The organism is Pseudomonas azadiae (genome assembly GCF_019145355.1).
Taxonomy (GTDB): Bacteria; Pseudomonadota; Gammaproteobacteria; order Pseudomonadales; family Pseudomonadaceae; genus Aquipseudomonas; species Aquipseudomonas azadiae.
The window spans coordinates 2,201,511-2,218,206 of the sequence record NZ_JAHSTY010000001.1 but is presented as its reverse complement, the minus strand read 5'-3'; the positions used below and the strand labels follow the sequence as shown (position 1 = coordinate 2,218,206).

The following is a 16,696-nucleotide window of genomic DNA, read 5'->3' as shown; positions in this document are numbered from 1 at the left end:
AAAGTTTTAATCAAAGGGGTAAGCCACTAGCTTATACAGCTAGTGGCAAGTCTTCTTTATATCTGGCTCGTGCCGCGTAGTTAGTTTTGCGGAAGCCAACCCCAATTTTCCTTGTGGTAGGAATTTATTCTACTCACTGAGTTTATAGTGCGCGGACCAAAAATTTCTTGATGACCACACTGCGCCCAGTATTCTTATTTTTTTCATGCTCACTCCTGCTCCTTGGAACACAGCCAAACACTTGCATTTAAGGTAGTTGCCACGGCAGCTAAGGCATTTTGCCCTCTGAATTATATTTGCAGGCGTCAAAAATAGGCACTGCCGTTCCATCATTAGCTCTAATAGTTCGGTGTTTGAAGAGTGGACTTTATATGTGAATTGGCCATTGCTATTGAGTTCGTACTCGCTTCTTTCCGCGAATTTTCTACTAACTCTGAAGTCTCCTATATTTTTCAGTAGTGATCTGTCGGGGATGCTCCTTTCTTGCTCAGATATGCTAAGTTTAAGACATTCACTTTGAGTTTTGATCCAGTCCGGTATTTTCGAAAATGAGCTTGGGAGTGAGAATCTCTCAGGGTCTAGCAATTCGTGGAGCGCTTTGATGCTACATGCAATTGCATACTTTACCGTGGCTTCTGGATATACTACGCACACGCTCGCGGTAATGATTCTATCATCTAATGCCAGCTTGCTTAGAGAGATAGATCGTGCACATTGAAAGATTTTGTTAGCATTCGAGATCGAACTGCTCCCTCTACACACAAACAGAGGAAGATTTATGTCGAAGTCGTCATATGCAAGTAAATTTACATGCTTGGGTATTGGGCAGGCTGATCCTGTGGATTTTCTGATGTCTTTCAGTAAATCAACTGCCTCAAATTCAATCACGTTAACACGCATGTCTCCGATTACTATGGAGTCCACCGCAATAATCTCTACCTCCTGTTTCCCCGGGAAGGTTTCTAACGGATGGTAAGAAATAAATATCTGGGATTTATCATTTGGACGCGATTTGCACGTGTACTTGTGCAGTGGGTCTTCACTGCTTTTAGCTGACGGTGAGGAAGTGGATTGCTCGGATATAGTATCTACTCCGCCAAAGTACTCGCCTATCAAATGGTTGTCTTTATAGAAATCACATATTAACTCCTTCCAAGTGGATAGTGGTATATCCCCATCAATTCTCCATAGCTTAAAGTAATTTGAATTTTTCCCTGCATTTGAAATTGATGCGTCTAACCTGTCAATGTAAGACTCTTCGTCGTAGAGTCGAATTGCACCATCCAAGTGATAAGCGCTTCCTTCATCATTAACCATTGAGTGTACATATCTACACCCGTAGTCTTCCCCACTTACTCCATACGAAGGATTATCTCTTAGCTCCTCGCATTCAAGAGACTGGATGCCATTTTGTTTGTGCCACCAAAACTCTGTGGCTGAAACTCCCGAAAAGAAACGACCTCGTTCCGTATTTTCATATTTTGTAACGCCAGAGGGTATGTCCAGTAACGAGTCGTTGAATTTTGGACCCCACCAGTAATCTAATTCAATGGGTTCGGCATAACTGTTTATAAGCCCAATGCTATGCGGGTCTAAAGAGATCTTTACATCCAAGTCGTCTGAGTTGCAAAGTTGAATGAGCCGATTTAGGAAGCTCATGTTTAGGTTGTTGAATTGAGAAAGTGATCGCCTGAAGAATCTATGCGCAAAAACTGCATGGCCTTCATACTCAAATACGCCCGGAGCAATTACCTTTAAGTCTTTCAGCGAGCATAGATTACGCTTGTCTTGCTCGTCCCCCTTGAAAAGGTTAGGGAAAGCTTTGCGTGCTATGTTTTCATCTATTAGCGAAATGCACTCTCTAACTGCAAATACTTCACTGCCAGTCAGTAAATGCTCTTTGCCTGAAATTAAAGAGTTCTTATCTGTCTCACTTACGGCTTGTATTTTATAAGACACAAACTTAGATGAAAGCGTATTTATTTCATTCTGCTCTTCATCGTTTTCTGCGAAGCTTGACAAGCCCATCAGCTCTACTTGGTGTGAGAAAATTCTCAGCCCTAATGGCTTGGACCAACCTAGCGGCCTGTGAAAGTCGTGGCTTATGAACATGGGAGTGCCTAGCTCCCAGGACTGCCTTAATCCACTCTCTAATGCATCGATAGAGAAACGGTATCCGTATTTGTTAAGTTGGTCGGTATTAAATAGGCTCAGATATTCTTTCATGTGTTGCTCGCTGTGAGTCGAGAGGTCAAGCTTGCGCCGATGATACGACAGCTTTATGATTGTGTCTAAATTTGTTATTACGGTTTTATTTGGGGTTTTTTGGGTTTTTATTGTGATAAAGCCTACTGCTAAAAATGTGGGGTGTTAGTTTTCTGTCCCTTTGTCTATTGTCGGATTTATCTCGTTAATGCATGTTGTGTAGTCGCCGGTGATGATTTCTCGCTGCTCGCTGCTGATGTAGTTTTCCACATGGGGTGTTAGTACGCCTCGCCTGTAGCCAATTCTGTAGCAAATGTTCATACTTGAGCGACAGGCCCATGCGCTTTTCAATTTAATGTTTTGTATTTTGCATGATATTGTTGCTTTATCTGTTAGGCTGTATACATAACTTGCGCAGTGTTAGCTATAAGTCATTCAATTGGATATGCAAGAGTATCAACAGTAACGCAAAGCCTTGAACAGCAGCGCTCTCAGTTGTCAGAGCTGGGATGTATCAGGATTTTTGAAGAAAAAGTCAGTGGCACGAAGCGAGACCGCCCGGAGCTAATCTGTATGCTTGATCACCTTCGGGCAGGTGATGTGCTTTTGGTCACGCGCCTAGATCGCCTGGCGCGCTCTACGGCGGATCTCCTCCACATTGCAGAGCTGTTGCGTGAGCGCGGCGCGGGCTTGCGATCAGTGGCAGAGCCCTGGGCTGACACCACCACTCCTGCCGGGCGGATGATCCTTACTGTCTTCGCTGGCATCGCGGACTTTGAACGGTCACTGATCGTCGAACGAACTAGCAACGGGCGGCAAGCTGCCAAGTCTCGGGGTGTTCGATTCGGTCCCAAACCAGTGCTCACTTCATCACAGATCGCGCATGCCCGTGAGTTGAGTAAATCACTGCTGAGCATCGGGCCGTTCAGCGTCAGTAGGTCGATGAGCGCGTTGTCAGCCATGATCGTTCTCGCACTGGTGTCACACAGCGCTATTTATACTGGTACTGCTTGTAAACAAGGGACAACACCTCTTTCGCGCGCCTGTTGTGCGACATAGGAAAAATAGGCCTTCTGGAGCATTCGGCGGAGATTTTTTGTAAAAATGTCACAATGAGTTCAGACCAAATCAACGCTTCCTTTCGGCGTGGCGGATAGATAGAGGGTGTCTAAATTGGACCCGCTGGCCAGCTTTGACGAATCCGGTTGATTTGGGCCAAGCTCTCTGCACTCTTGCATAATCCTGGCAAAATTTCAGCGGAGCATTGTCGGCATGAGCAGCAACTGGGAACTGGCCTTGATAGCCGTCGTTGAGAAGGAGCTTGGTCAATTGAAGTGGTTGATCGATTGCCAGCGAGACGGCGTCGAGGATATTGAAAAGCAGGATGTCCATGCCCAGGTTAGTCGCGTTACAGCTCTCACAGACCTTGCGTACCCTGATGCACTTCCTCTCAGTGAAACCAGTGCTGCAAGGCTGCGTCAGTTCAATGACACCGCGATGCGATGGGTGCGAGCAAGCGCTTTGGAGCGGTGACCCTTGGGGCGCTAGGCTGCATCTGTGAGAGCATCCGGCTCATGACGAATCACGGCATGAGAAAACTGCGGTGGCAACGGACCATGCTTTGGCTGGGATAGTGAAAAAAACGCGCTCGCAGTGGAGGTCGTTTTCGGCAGCGAGAATCGTGTCTATATGCACGAGACGTGGCTCCACTAGAGTGATCAACCCAGAGTTTTCATGATCTGTTGGCCTCCGCATCATCCAGAGTTAGCTGGCGTTTTTCGAAGCTCCATGACGTCTGATTGACATCTAACCGGAACACCTGGCATTGCAACTGGAACGTGCTAGCAAAGTCTGGGTCATTCACAAAGGTGCTGCGGGCTCCGAGATACACTTCTCGTATCGGCATTTTGTGGTTGAACAGATACAGCTCACGGGAATTATCGTTAAGGGGCGCGACGAAGTAACCAGGCTCAAAATCTACGTCAGGAATTTCCTCCGCCCCGAGGTCTCTAGTAAGCATGTAAAAGGAACGCAGCGGGTCAGATTGATCTTCCTCGACCGTCCGGGTCCAGTCCAACACCTTCTTGACGACTCGCACCTCTTCTTCGTAGACCCAACTCGCGTGCTTCGTCAAAAAGAGCCGCCTTGCCAGGGCCCTGTCAGCTGCAGCTTCGAATCCCATGGCATGCTGGTAGACCCCATTCAAGGCCTCCATGCTTTCTGGGTTCAAAGCAAATGGTGTTTTCGTGTTTGTGTATAGGACATCACCCGAGTCGACGGTGATTAGGTTGTATTCGGGCGAGTTGAGAAACGGACCTGAGGTGTCGTAGCCAATCACAAAACCTTGATGCTGGTCTGCGTAATGGGCCCACATCAGCGGATTTACGGCGCTGCGTGTTAAGCAAAGGATGGCGACCTGGTCTTTGAGCTGATCGATCCTTCTTTTCAGCGTTTCCTGCTTACTGATGGGCCCGACGCTGTTAGACAGGGCTGTTAGCTCAAAAGGATCGTTGAAGAATTCGGGTTTCCGAAAGCCCAGGTTTTGGCTTTTGAGAGCGGCTTTACCACCGGCGTAGCTGTAATACTTGTAGAGGACTGTCATGCGCAACTCCCTTCGCGAAATCACCTGATCTTAGCGGTTCTCTCCATGATCGTCTCTGATCACAGCCTTCATAGATGCTGGCGCCTAACCGCCTCACGCAGCTGTTGCTGTGTTGCCAGGACCCGACGCTGGGAAGGTTCAGCGCTCGCGCTGCTTTGAGTAGGCGTACCGGTGTAGGGAGCAGTCTGATGGGTGAACGCAGCAGCGGCGCTTAAGGTGAACAGCTGGATACGTTTGTGGGATAGTGTCACTATGCCTCATCAAGCGCGGTGAGCATCACCGTGCGATGCATGGATTGCCAGTAGTTCGTCGCAGGGTTGCATATGACAGCTCCTTCCTACCTTCAGTGGTTAACTGATTCAGGCACCGCCCTCACGTCAGCTTGCGGGAAGCCTATCCCTGTGTGGGTGTTAGGCCATGACCTCGCTGACGCTAAGATGATGAGTGAGTGGGCACGGCAATTTCGAAGCCACTACTGCTCCGATGGGGAGCTGGCGTTTCTCAAGCCATCAGGGATGTCCAATGCGGAGTATTTGAGGAATCTGAAATTTCCTCATCAGACAGAAAAACCTGGCCCCAGCATCAGGGCGGGTGATTTCGCGGAATTGCTGGTGGCGGATTACCTAGAGTATGTTCGAGAGTATCTGGTCTATCGCACACGTTACGATAGAAAAACCATAACAAACGAATCTACCAAAGGATCCGATGTTATAGGTTTCAAGAAAAAGCCGAATTTAATCAGTGATCAGGATGAGCTTCTGATTTTTGAGGTGAAAGCCAAAGCTAGTCCGACTAAAGGTAAAAGTAAAAAAGTTAACGTGTTGCAGACGGCAATCGATCACTCTGTGAAAGATGAGTTCAGGCTGGCAGAGTCGTTAAATGCGATGAGGCAAAGGCTCTACGATAAAGGCGACCATGCTTCGATGGCAGTTGTTGGCCGCTTTCAGCAAGAATCTGATAATCCATATAAGAGACGCTATGGTGCAGCTGCGGTGTATACATCATCATCGGTAGATGCGGCTACCCTAGCACTTTCAGATTCTAGCTCGCACCCCGGCAAAGATGCCATTGAGCTGATTGTGATCCATGGATCACTTCTGATGAAGCTGGTTCACGCCTTGTACGAGCGAGCTGCCGATGAAGCTTGAAGTAAATTCAAAGGTAATTTTAGATATCACTCGTGCCAAAGCTAAACTTTATGAGTTTGGCATTGAGGAACAATTTCATCTTGATATGACTCAAGACCCCAAGCGTCTAATTTTACTGACAATTGGGATCCTCGGTGAGCTATCAGCCGTGGAGGCCAGAAGCCCAGGTACTGCAGATAGCTACAAGCAAGAGTTGCAGGAGCAGCTTGTGCATGTCGGGCAGTATTTCGAATCGTTGACAACCAGCAGAGTTACTTCTGGAGTCGACGAGTACCTGACGCTTCTTTCTTCCGCAGCGTACTATTTGGCCGATATGCCTGGTAGCTCGCTCGTGGTGGCAAGGCTTTTACCACCTAATCCGGACACACTTACTGATAGCTACCTTGAAGGGTTTCTTGTATGGCTTCTCAAGCAGGATAATGGTGAGGGCTATTACTACGTAGGTTTAGGTGGGTTTAATAACTTAATTTCATTCCTTCATGCATATTTTTTGTCGTTCTTCCAGCTTGGCTCTGATCTTGAGGCTGTATTAGACGCAGCGGCACAGCTTCGGAAAGCCGTCTACGAACGAGGCTCTGATCGCGAAATACTACTGGTAGACACCATTTGTGCTGTTGTCTCCAAGCGTCTTCATACGTCCTCCATTATCTGCCTTCCACGGTATACGGGAATACCTATCAACGACTGGGCTCCGGTCCTGAGTGAAGGGAAAGTTGTCCGAGAATTTTGGCCCGGTCAGCGACTTATAGCGGAGGCAGGCGTCTTGAATGGCAAGTCCGCCGTTATTCAAATGCCGACGAGCGCAGGGAAGACCAAGTCAGCAGAAATTGTGATAAGAAGCGCATTCATGAGCGGGCGCGCGGACCTTGCCGTCGTGGTTGCGCCATTCCGTGCGTTATGCTCCGAAATTACGAGCGAGTTTGAAAAGTCATTTGCTAATGAGCTTGTGGGCGTTAACGAGTTAAGAGATGTCAGCCACGTTGATGCTCATGAGGCAGAGTTTTTAAAATTCTTGCTCGGCGATGAGTACAAAGGCAGTGCAGAAAATAATATTTTGATCTCCACGCCTGAGAAGCTCGCTTATTTGCTACGGCAGAAGCCCGAGCTGGCGCAGAAAATCGGACTGATAATATTTGACGAGGGGCATCAGTTCGATACTGGTACGCGGGGAGTCACATATGAGTTGTTGATCTCATCTCTAAATGTCGCTCTGCCTGCTGACGCGCAAAAGCTTTTAATTTCTGCTGTGGTATCGAATGCAGAAAGCCTAAATGACTGGTTGAATGGCGAGGCAGGAATTTACATCCAGGCGGGTAAAAAACTCCCTACAATAAAGAGTGTAGCATTTCTAAGTTGGGTCACAGATATGGGGCAGCTTAGCTATCTGGACAGTGATCATGTGAAGGACAGCGGGCTGTATGTTCCTAGAGTTATTCAAGAGACGAAGCTGAATAGAAAAAAGGGCGAAAGAAAAGATCGGTATTTTCCTGAGCGAAATAAGTCATCCAGTTGCGCCTGTTATCTCGGTATTCGATTAGCCAATCAAGGTCCAGTGGCGATGTTTTGTGGGACCAAAGCTACCGTTAAATCCACTTTAAAAATTATAGTTGGGAATTACGAACGCGGCCTATCGCTTCCTCCGCCGTCGACTGTCAGCGATTCTGGTGAATTACTGCGGATAGCTAGACTGATGAATATGCATTTTGGTGAGGGAAACATCTACTCCAAAGCTATCGAACTAGGTGCCCTCCCTCACAGTACAGGAATTCCGAACGGTGTCAGGGTTTCTGTCGAATGGGCTATGAGTCACAACCAGGCTCGTCTGGTTGTGTGCACCTCAACGTTGGCCCAAGGTGTAAATTTGCCTATCAAGTATTTGATAATTTCAAGTCTGGCGCAGGGAAAGAAGTTGATCAAGACACGGGATTTTCAAAACCTGATAGGAAGGGCTGGTCGTGCTGGATACCATACTGAAGGAAGCATAATTTTTTCAGACCAGAAGATCTATGATGGCCGTAAGACCTGGGCGGGTAGAAGAAAGTGGGCAGATGTTTTGGGGTTGCTGGACTTTAGTAACTCCGAAGACTGCATCAGCAGTTTGCTGGAGCTAATCAAGCCCTTCGACCCGTTGTCGGATGTGAATGCCAGTCTTCAATTCTTGAGAGCCCCGTCTGAGGCTATCCAGCATCTCAAGCAGTCTCTTGGTGTAGAAGAGGCTAAGAAATTGCCGATCTACGAAGATATGGTGTATAGAGCAAGTTTAGTAGACTCAATCGAGAGCTTTTTTCTTGCAATGATAAGAGAAAATCCTGACACGGCAGAGTTAAGCAGCTTCGTAGAACTATGCCATGGCACCTTGGCGTATCACCTATCAGACCCGCAGCAAAAGGCGCATCTGGATGCGGTCTTCTTAATTTTTCACGATAGAATAAGCTCCCTGCCACCAGAAAAGTTTTCTTATTATGGAAAAACTTTGCTGGGTTTGGATGCTCTGAAAAAAATCGATGAGTGGTTGATCGAAAACTCGTTTGAGCTAGATCTCCAAGACGATGCGCTAGAAATGCTAGTGCTCTTTTGGGATCTGCTTGAAGACGTCATTGGCGACAGAATGAGTCGTATCGAGCCGAGGGAGTCAAGATTTACGGTAGCTGACATGTGGGTTAGAGGGTGTAGTTACGACGATATCTACAAAAAATTAGTTGAGATGGGTGCTGTTATTCGAGCCGGTTCAACTCTTCGCAAAATGACCCAGGAGGCAGTGGTAGATTTTACGTCTATGCTTGCGTTTGACGGCATGTCTGTAGTAGGAGCTTCCGCTGATATATTGGAGGAGACTACAGATAATGAGATGGCTTACAACTTGGTTCGTCGGCTCCAAGAAAGTCTTCGTCTGGGACTGAAATCAGAGTTTGAAATTTGGCTGTACGGAAAAGGCTACACGGATCGAGAGGTCTGCAAGATATTGAACGAATCTCTTAAAGAGGTGAGGAAGGAGAATATTGTGAATTTTAAAATTCTATCCGAGAATGCTGAGATTGTCGGAGAAGCTCTCAAAGATCTTCCTAGCGTATATTCTCAGATAGTTGAGCCTCGCCCATTGTAATAGGCATGGGGACATAGCTATGAGCCCTTGCACAGACCGCCGCTGAGGGGAGTTGCAAAGATGTCTTGTCGCGCACCCTGAGGAGCTCGGATGCCTAACCTATTTTTCTCAGCACGAGTATGTATCTAAGGAGGTCATGCACGCGAGAGTGGGCGTAGCAACGCAATATATACGATGGCTTGCTGCTCGCTACTTACGAAACCCTCGTGACCCTGAAGAGCTCAAGCGTGTGGTAGCTGCGTTCAAGCAAATTCGACCAGTCGATAAGAGAAGGAATACAGTTAAGCGGAAGCGCGGCCTGTCGAGAAACACCATCCGAAAATGGGTCAGAGCTCCCGAAGCCACTCAGCCGGCGTACCAGCGATGCGCGACCTTCAACAAACTCAGCCCATTCCACGACACGTTGGAACAGGCGCTGAAAGCCGATTCGTTTCGGGCAAAGCACAACCGCAGAAGCGCCAAAGCACTTTTCGAGCAGATCAAGGCCGAGGGTTATGACGGCGGCTACAGCCAGCTCACAGCGTTTGTACGCTCGTGGCGAGGTGAGCAAGGCAAGTCTTTACGCGCTTTTGTTCCGCTGACGTTTGGTACCATCGCCTTTGGTATCGGGGTCAGGAGGGTGTGTTGGCCGGACGCATACGCTTGTGCGAATGAGAATGTACTTGTGCTCGCCTAGTCACTCCAAATCGAGGCCAAAAAAAACCACCTGAGGGGCGGTTTTCTTTTGCGGGTCTGGTTGAGAGACCTAACCTGCGGGTTCCACTAGATACAGTCACTGAGGACAATCATAAATAACGATTCCACAAGCGTCAACAAGGCTCTACAAGCGTTCACAAGAGATTTCGAGCCTAGATCGGTTGCCTGCGAGCATGGCGACAGGCCATTCTTAGCTTACGGTTTTGTCCGTTTTCTGGTACGTATAGCGCGTGGCATGACGTCGGGCATTGGCGCCTTGCGCTGGGTCAAAACCGCCCGTGCGCTTCGGTGACACCTGCTCGCAGATCTTGGTAGCTTACCTATTTGAGCCACCCCTAGCTCATGCCTGAACGATAGCGTTCACGCGCAGATCCGCAGGTAATGTCAATGACGACACCATCGAGCTCCACCCACGCATGGGAAGCCCCATCCTGCTCGCCAAACACATATTCAACCCGCAGCCCAAGCTGGGTATTGAGATAGTCACCGAGTAGTTCCGAGACCACGCCGCAGCAGCCCCTTGGAAAGTTCAGCAAGTGAGCCGGCAGGTGGCCCAAGACATGTTGTGCTTCAAGCGATTTGCGAAAGGCGTGGACGACAGTAAAAAGGTCCATTGATTTCCCAGGTGATTTCGCGGACGCCAAAGTGGGCGTCCTCTCACCGACTCAGCTCCATTCAAGGGGCTCTGGTGTACCTGGTCATTTCATCAGTAAGGCTGCTGGTTCTTTCATAGCTGCTTCAAGGCTTTCAAAAATGTCATTCGCGAAGTTTTCAATCACCCCAATGCTTGTATTTACTGCCTTCTCATCGATGAAGTGAGGTTCGTCATTGATCGTTTTGCCGTCTCTGTGAACCAAGTCATGACGCTTTTCAATCACGCTCTGCATGGCGGCCATATACGTGTCAGTCAATGACTGGCCGGTGATGATGCTGACGAAATGCTTGACCGTTACAGGGTTGTGGTAAAGCTGCTCGTTTAGGATTCCGAGAACAATCCCATTCAGGCCAAGCACTGCGATCTCCTTGAGTTGGAATTTCCGGCTCTTGTCTTCACCAAGCTTGTTGACCATACGGCTCATCAGGTGTGGATAGGCCAAGACCGTTGCCTTCAATACATCACCCACCATGGCTTCGAACAGCGTCACCGCGTGGACGTAGGCCATTTTCTGGAGCATTTGGTCATCGAATGGATCTGCTTTCCTGCTCACCATCAGCTTCAGTTGTCGCAGCTTGTCAGTAAAAATGCTGTACGTTTCAAGAAAGGGGTGTTCCTCGAACCACTTCATTTCCGCTTCGTACTGCTCGTACTGATAGTCCAGTTCCCTCAGTCGGTCCTGTTCCATCAGGACCTCCATAGCCCACTCCTTGGTACGTCCCATTAGCATTCCCTTAGGTATACAAACAACATGGTGGTTGTTAATTAGCCTGGCTTCAGAGATGCGAAGCGCCTAATGCTCTGCGGGCAGGTCGAGGTATGGCTCTGCTGGATGTCACCGCCACTGTAAAAATGACCCCCTAACGCCAACCTAGAATTGACCCCCCTGGGTAAAACTGGCGGCTTTGAGCTGCCAATATGTTGACCCAGGAGCAGTCTGTGGAAATTAAAGTGTTGGCCCGTCAGGGCCATGGCATCAAATTCATCGCCCGTGAGCTGGGTATTTCGCGTAACACCGTGCGCAAGTACCTGCGAAAGGCCCGGTCGCTACCCAGTGACAAGGTGAGACCCGCACGTCCGTGCAAAATCGACCCCTTCAAGGACTACCTGCACGAGCGTATTGAGGCGGCGCGCCCACACTGGATTCCGGCGACCGTCCTGCTGCGTGAGATCACGGCATTGGGGTACAGCGGCGGCGTCAGTCGTCTGAAGGCTTATATTCGCCCCTTCAAACGTAAGGCAGAAGAGCCGGTGGTACGTTTCGAGACACTGCCCGGCAAGCAGATACAGGTGGACTTCACCACCATTCGACGAGGCCGTCAGCCGCTTAAGGCGTTCGTGGCGACACTTGGTTTTAGTCGAGCAAGCTTTGTCCGTTTCTCCGAGCGAGAGGACAGCGAAGCCTGGCTGACAGGGCTTCGGGAGGCGTTCGCTTACTTTGGCGGCGTGCCCGAGCAGGCATTGTTTGATAACGCCGGAACCATCATCACCGAGCGAGATGCTTTTGGGGAGGGCCAGCACCGTTGGCATCCCCGATTGGCTGCGCTGGCCGATGAGTTTGGTTTTATTCCCAAGGTCTGCCGCCCTTACCGTGCCCAGACCAAGGGCAAGGTTGAGCGCTTCAACGGGTATCTGAAGGGCAGTTTCATTACCCCGTTGGCCGCTACGCTCAAGAGTGCGGGTCTGACGCTGGATGTGGTGACGGCCAACGCACATATCGGCCAATGGCTCGACGAAGTCGCTCATCAGCGGATTCACGGCACGACGGGTGTTCAACCGGCGGTACGTCTGGCCCAAGAGCAGCAGGTACTATTACCACTGCCAACACAGAGCCTGCGCCCACAACCCGCCCAAGGCCTACGCCTGGGACGGGTCCTGCCGTACGAGAGCTTGCAGCATCCGCTGTCGGTTTATGAGCAACTGCTGGAGGTGAGAGCATGAACCTTCAACATGCTCGCCTGACAGAACTATGCAAGGGGCTAAAGCTTGAGCGCGTCGGGGTGGACTGGCCGCACCTGGCCCAACAAGCAGCAAGCGGCGAAGACAGCTTTGCCGACTTCCTCGAAAAGCTGCTGGCTGCCGAGACCGATGCCCGAAGTGAACGCTCTCGACAGGCCCTGCTGAAAACTGCCGCGCTGCCCGCTGTGAAAACGCTGGAGCAATACGACTTCGCGTTTGCCACCGGCGTCCCCCGAGCACAGCTCCAGGAGCTGGCAGCACTGAGTTTTGTTGGACGTGCCGAGAACATCGTGTTCCTGGGGCCTAGTGGTGTAGGCAAGAGCCACCTGGCTATCGCCCTGGCCTACCGGGCAGTGATGGCCGGTATCAAAACCCGCTTCGTCACGGCGGCTGACTTGATGCTGCAACTGACCGCTGCGCACCGCCAGGAACGGCTCAAGGAATACTTCAGTCGTGTGGTGATGGCCCCTGGGTTGTTGGTCATCGATGAAATCGGCTACCTGCCGTTTGGTCGTGATGAAGCCAACCTGTTCTTCAATGTTGTCGCCAAGCGCTACGAGCAAGGCAGCCTGATCCTCACGAGTAACTTGCCGTTTACCCAGTGGGCCGGAACCTTTGCGGATGATCAAACACTGACAGCGGCCATGCTGGACAGGCTGTTACATCATGCCCATATCGTGCAGATGACAGGTGAAAGCTATCGACTCAAGGACAAGCGCAAAGCAGGAACCAAATCTTCTCGGGCCGAACCGGCTCGAAAATATGAACCCGAGGGGGGTCAAAACTAAGTTGGCGATTTAGCACGGAAGGGGGTCACTTTTTAGTTGGCGTTGACAGCTGGAAACAATAAATATCAACGAGGTGACTGCACGAGACCAAGAGACTCATGCCAAAACCTAGCTGCGTCATGAACACGGAAGTGAACGTTTTCAGGTCCACCACCAGCGCCGTGGACTATGTCCCAGTATGTTGCATCTGGATTATTTCCGAAGAGAGCACCGCCGTCTGCCAACCACTGGCCAGATTCATCCTGCAGATGATAAGGCTGTCTGACAGCAGGATGCCCGTCGAGAGAGTCAATAGTAGGAACTGGTAAAACAGAGATGAGGAGCGTGTGGCTGCCAGAACACTCCGAATGGCCGCAAGGAAAAGTGACTTTGAAATCAGGCTTCCAGTTGGATATAGGGGAAATATTTGTATTCCATTGCCAGCCAGCAAGGTCAAAAAAAGCTGCCCATCGAGCAAGCAATTCAGTTGGAAATTCTAATCCTTTATAGCTCACAGACATCGCGCTGCTCCTTGAATGAATCTGATAGTGACGTCCAGAGTACAGCGAAAAAAAGCCGCGCATAATGCACGTAGCGCCGGTTTTTTTCGCGGGCGCGAAAATGCATAGCCGGAATCTTTCCCTGTTTCAGACCCGGTTGAGAATTTCGCGGACGCGAAACTGGGGGCCTTCCAGGCCAAGCTCACAAGGAGCAGAAGACCGATCCGGAATCCTTCCCTGTTTCAGACCCGGTTGAGAGTTTCGCGGACGCGAAATTGGGGTCTTCCAAGCCAAGCTAACAAGGAGCAAAAGACCGACCCGGAATCTTTCCCTGTTTCAGACCAAGCTGAGAATTTCGCGGAAGCAGTGTAAATGATGGCCTCGCATAATAGACGTTATGGATAAATCCAGCGCCGGGGCTTCGCAATTTTCCCGGCGCCGAATTCTGCCCGTTCGGGCGGCAAGTACTATAACGTCAGGCTCATTATGCGAAGCGTCCTATGGAGGCTTGGCGTAACCACGCAAGGTGTGCTGGGCAAACGCTACTTCGTATCCGACCGCTTGCGATTTGCGGACACTATCTATCGGCTCCCAGCGTCACCAAAATAATCATCCTTCTCGACCAGACCGAGATTATCGGTGAGATCCTGGCCATCCTCGCTGAGCAGATGTTGAGTTCGCCGCTCCTGCTTGAGGTAAGCCAACGTTCGGAAGAAGCATTCCTCACACAGGTGCAGTTCATAGCGCTCCCCGTCATGGGCAGTGCCATAGCCCCAGTGTGCTTGTAGGGTGCCGAACTGATGCCCACCAGTATTCAAGCGGGTGGAGCAACGGCATACATCGCACACGACGTCCGTGACGGTCTCGACTTCGACTCTTCCGGTTATTTTCATCGCTGACTCCTACACACGGCTCTGACTTTTGCTTTCAGCATACAGGCTCCAGGACGGAGCGTAGGCTGGCTATTGTTACATCCACCGTTTGAATCCACAGTCGTTCTCTGCCGGTCAAGGTCATGAAATGTGGTGGTCAATCCCATGCAAATGGCTGGTCAGGTCGAATGCAATTGGATGGGCGAGTCTGCGCAATACCCCAACCACGCAAGGTGAGTTGGGGGAACGCTTACAAAGACACTATCCGTGCCCGGCATTAGTCTGCTGGCATCGGCTGGACGCCTCAAGGCACGATGCGCAGCTCTCCCTGGAGTTCGGTGCTCACTGAGTCTCCTACTACGATCTCACCCAATGTGTGCAACGGCGTTAGTGGTGGTGGCGCGATTGGGACTGCTATGCGGCGCTTCACAGCTCGGTCTTCCCTACGCTTTTGCCGCCTCTTCTCAGCCTCGAATTCTTGCATAGGGTGCTTCACGAAATGCTGCTCATACGTCTTCAGAAGACCCGCCTCCTTACTCGCTTTTGCTTCGTCCAGAACGTATTCAGCGTCACGCAGCTGGATCACGAGCTTGCTGCTCTTTTCCTGTCTAGCGCTCACAAGGGCTAGTGCTTTCTCGGAAAATCTACCGCTCGTCCACAGCTCATAGCGCTGAGTCAGTGCTGCCCAATCCGAATGACTTTTTGCGGCCCCTCTTAGGATAGGAATTCGCTTATCCAGCCATTTGATAACCTCGTCGTCGTCAAGGGTGCTTGCCGGGTGAATACCCTTGCACTCGATGAAAATGACTTCATGATTTTTGCGTACCGCAAGCACGTCAATTTCGGCCTGTTTTCCCATCGGGTCCTTCACGATCCGATTCATCTCTTGATCGTATCCTGCGAACGTGGACCTACAAATTTGAGCCACTGCGAATTCAAAAAGGCTTCCACGTAATGAATAGGACGCACCCTCTATTCGTGATAGGTCGTTGAAGATTTTATCCAACGCAGCGGGGCTCTCTGTAAGCTTGGCGGTGTCGTTCAAAACGTTGCACAGGTTTTTTAATGCAACGGCTACGTCATGGCCAAAGAGGCTTTCAGTCGTAGCCGGGATGACTCCCTCGCCTTTGAGCAGGGCAAATGCCTCGGTTTGATAAGCCTCAGCCACAAACACCTGAAGGCATTTGCCGACTTTCGGTAAGCTACGAAGGGTGGTGCATTTGTGCAGGAAAGCGCCTATGTCGTCTGGAGAGATCCAGCCATTCAGGGCTATATCGCAAACGAAGAAGCCAGGCTTCAAGACTGTGCTTGAATAGGTCCGCATTGGATGTAGGTAGGAGGGCCCAGCCAGGTCCCAGTTGAAGGTGCCGACTTTAGGCAACGTATCGCGACCCTCATCCTCCCTGGTCTCCACCGACTCATAGCTCACCATCCCAAGGTTTCTTGCCCAATCTTTGACAGCCAGAAGCGTGACCTTCTCTGCGATCAGGCGGCTTTTCATTTTTCCCCACATTGATGGAATATCTGACATTTGCTCCCTGTCGCATCGCATGACGGAAATCTGTCCACCTGGAAGGTCAACTTCCTTCACCAAGGCTGCTTTGATCAGTCGTTCGAGCAGGCTTTCCGCTGAAATGTGTTTTTTCTGCGCTATGGGAGCTCCGCACGCGATTAGGAAATGTGCCCGCGGCATCACGTTGTCCCGCAGCTCAAGTGCCCTCAACGCCAGATAATACGCACTCCGCGTTTTCTTCAGAGCTTCCATTAGGTTGTGGAAGAAATGCTGGGATCCGTAGCTTTGTTCCAGATAGACGAACCGAGCACGATGAGGGAAGACGATTTGGCTCAGCTTATTCACCCCATCACAACCACGCTCGACGCGTTTTCGGGCAGCTGTTGGATTCAAGCCGTACCTCTGCTCCAGCAGTTTCGATAAGTCACTGCTCAACATTGGTCCTTCGCGCTTGAGGATGTCCGCGATTGGGCTGTCGTTCATGATGGTTACCTGAGATGTCACACAGCGCTATTTATACTACTTGTAAACAAGTGTGATCCGATATTTCTTGATTCCTCAAGAAGTGCCCGGAAATCAAGGCATGCAGCGCCTTAAAAATTCATTTTTGTCGAAAATGTCACAATAGGCATTTCCTGAGGGTTTGAGTAATCCCGCAAGTGCTTCTGACGGACGC

The 16,696-nt window shown here is 50.3% G+C and carries 12 protein-coding genes and 2 pseudogenes; 7 read left to right on the top strand and 7 right to left on the bottom strand.

Features of this window, described 5'->3' with window-relative positions:
• Nucleotides 1-129: 129 nt before the first annotated feature.
• Entirely contained in the window at nucleotides 130-2,226 is a 2,097-nt protein-coding gene (locus KVG91_RS10050; protein WP_169377987.1) for a hypothetical protein, read from the bottom strand.
• A gap of 417 nt (nucleotides 2,227-2,643) precedes the next feature.
• Between KVG91_RS10050 and KVG91_RS27545 the strand changes: the two are divergent.
• Nucleotides 2,644-3,102, top strand: a pseudogene (locus KVG91_RS27545) (recombinase family protein); the annotation flags it as partial.
• 375 nt (nucleotides 3,103-3,477) lie between these two features.
• Nucleotides 3,478-3,738 carry a hypothetical protein gene (locus KVG91_RS10040; protein ID WP_169377989.1) on the top strand — a complete coding sequence of 87 codons (261 nt, stop codon included), beginning with the start codon at nucleotides 3,478-3,480 and terminating at the stop codon, nucleotides 3,736-3,738.
• 199 nt (nucleotides 3,739-3,937) lie between these two features.
• Here the strand turns inward: KVG91_RS10040 and KVG91_RS10035 are convergent, their stop codons facing one another.
• Nucleotides 3,938-4,807 (bottom strand): DUF2971 domain-containing protein, encoded by an 870-nt coding sequence (locus tag KVG91_RS10035; protein ID WP_169377990.1) that lies wholly within the window; start codon nucleotides 4,805-4,807, stop codon nucleotides 3,938-3,940.
• Nucleotides 4,808-5,130: 323 nt separating this feature from the next.
• Here KVG91_RS10035 and KVG91_RS10030 point away from each other — a divergent pair, with 323 nt between their 5' ends.
• The 3 genes and pseudogenes from KVG91_RS10030 to KVG91_RS10020 all read left to right on the top strand — a co-directional run.
• Nucleotides 5,131-5,955: a Hachiman antiphage defense system protein HamA gene (locus tag KVG91_RS10030; protein ID WP_169377991.1), complete on the top strand. Its 825-nt coding sequence runs from the start codon at nucleotides 5,131-5,133 to the stop codon at nucleotides 5,953-5,955.
• A complete protein-coding gene (locus tag KVG91_RS10025) occupies nucleotides 5,945-9,058 on the top strand; it encodes a DEAD/DEAH box helicase (protein WP_169377992.1) in 3,114 nt (1,037 codons plus the stop codon). The genes KVG91_RS10030 and KVG91_RS10025 overlap by 11 nt, the downstream gene beginning before the upstream one ends.
• Nucleotides 9,059-9,350: 292 nt before the next feature.
• Nucleotides 9,351-9,644: pseudogene (locus KVG91_RS10020) on the top strand (IS21 family transposase); the annotation flags it as partial.
• Nucleotides 9,645-10,089: 445 nt separating this feature from the next.
• On the opposite strand, the gene KVG91_RS10015 reads toward KVG91_RS10020, so the two are convergent.
• Together KVG91_RS10015 and KVG91_RS10010 are read right to left on the bottom strand one after the other, a co-directional pair.
• Nucleotides 10,090-10,368: a hypothetical protein gene (locus tag KVG91_RS10015; RefSeq protein ID WP_225926963.1), complete on the bottom strand. Its 279-nt coding sequence runs from the start codon at nucleotides 10,366-10,368 to the stop codon at nucleotides 10,090-10,092.
• Nucleotides 10,369-10,452: 84 nt separating this feature from the next.
• On the bottom strand, nucleotides 10,453-11,109 hold the full coding sequence (locus tag KVG91_RS10010; protein WP_169377993.1) for a HEPN domain-containing protein: 657 nt from the start codon (nucleotides 11,107-11,109) through the stop codon (nucleotides 10,453-10,455).
• Nucleotides 11,110-11,327: 218 nt separating this feature from the next.
• Here KVG91_RS10010 and istA point away from each other — a divergent pair, with 218 nt between their 5' ends.
• Both istA and istB read left to right on the top strand, forming a co-directional pair.
• Nucleotides 11,328-12,350: an IS21-like element ISPsy4 family transposase gene (gene istA / locus KVG91_RS10005; RefSeq protein ID WP_002551322.1), complete on the top strand. Its 1,023-nt coding sequence runs from the start codon at nucleotides 11,328-11,330 to the stop codon at nucleotides 12,348-12,350.
• Nucleotides 12,347-13,156, top strand: coding sequence for an IS21-like element ISPsy4 family helper ATPase IstB (gene istB, locus KVG91_RS10000; RefSeq protein ID WP_005741073.1), 810 nt, complete (start codon nucleotides 12,347-12,349; stop codon nucleotides 13,154-13,156). Before istA ends, istB begins: the two co-directional genes overlap by 4 nt.
• 65 nt (nucleotides 13,157-13,221) lie before the next feature.
• Here the strand turns inward: istB and KVG91_RS09995 are convergent, their stop codons facing one another.
• The 3 genes from KVG91_RS09995 to KVG91_RS09985 form a co-directional block, all read right to left on the bottom strand.
• Nucleotides 13,222-13,656, bottom strand: coding sequence for a hypothetical protein (locus KVG91_RS09995; RefSeq protein ID WP_122310386.1), 435 nt, complete (start codon nucleotides 13,654-13,656; stop codon nucleotides 13,222-13,224).
• Between the two features lie 560 nt (nucleotides 13,657-14,216).
• Nucleotides 14,217-14,528, bottom strand: a complete 312-nt coding sequence (locus tag KVG91_RS09990) for a hypothetical protein (RefSeq protein WP_169377994.1) — start codon at nucleotides 14,526-14,528, stop codon at nucleotides 14,217-14,219.
• A gap of 283 nt (nucleotides 14,529-14,811) precedes the next feature.
• Nucleotides 14,812-16,503 (bottom strand): PDDEXK family nuclease, encoded by a 1,692-nt coding sequence (locus tag KVG91_RS09985; protein ID WP_122310396.1) that lies wholly within the window; start codon nucleotides 16,501-16,503, stop codon nucleotides 14,812-14,814.
• Nucleotides 16,504-16,696: the final 193 nt, after the last annotated feature.

Bases quoted from the DNA above. Each gene is read 5' to 3' on its own strand.
- KVG91_RS10050 (WP_169377987.1), bottom strand. From the start codon at position 2,226: ATGAAAGAATATCTGAGCCTATTTAATACCGACCAACTTAACAAATAC.
- KVG91_RS10040 (WP_169377989.1), top strand. From the start codon at position 3,478: ATGAGCAGCAACTGGGAACTGGCCTTGATAGCCGTCGTTGAGAAGGAG.
- KVG91_RS10035 (WP_169377990.1), bottom strand. From the start codon at position 4,807: ATGACAGTCCTCTACAAGTATTACAGCTACGCCGGTGGTAAAGCCGCT.
- KVG91_RS10030 (WP_169377991.1), top strand. From the start codon at position 5,131: ATGACAGCTCCTTCCTACCTTCAGTGGTTAACTGATTCAGGCACCGCC.
- KVG91_RS10025 (WP_169377992.1), top strand. From the start codon at position 5,945: ATGAAGCTTGAAGTAAATTCAAAGGTAATTTTAGATATCACTCGTGCC.
- KVG91_RS10015 (WP_225926963.1), bottom strand. From the start codon at position 10,368: ATGGACCTTTTTACTGTCGTCCACGCCTTTCGCAAATCGCTTGAAGCA.
- KVG91_RS10010 (WP_169377993.1), bottom strand. From the start codon at position 11,109: ATGGAGGTCCTGATGGAACAGGACCGACTGAGGGAACTGGACTATCAG.
- istA (WP_002551322.1), top strand. From the start codon at position 11,328: ATGTTGACCCAGGAGCAGTCTGTGGAAATTAAAGTGTTGGCCCGTCAG.
- istB (WP_005741073.1), top strand. From the start codon at position 12,347: ATGAACCTTCAACATGCTCGCCTGACAGAACTATGCAAGGGGCTAAAG.
- KVG91_RS09995 (WP_122310386.1), bottom strand. From the start codon at position 13,656: ATGTCTGTGAGCTATAAAGGATTAGAATTTCCAACTGAATTGCTTGCT.
- KVG91_RS09990 (WP_169377994.1), bottom strand. From the start codon at position 14,528: ATGAAAATAACCGGAAGAGTCGAAGTCGAGACCGTCACGGACGTCGTG.
- KVG91_RS09985 (WP_122310396.1), bottom strand. From the start codon at position 16,503: ATGAACGACAGCCCAATCGCGGACATCCTCAAGCGCGAAGGACCAATG.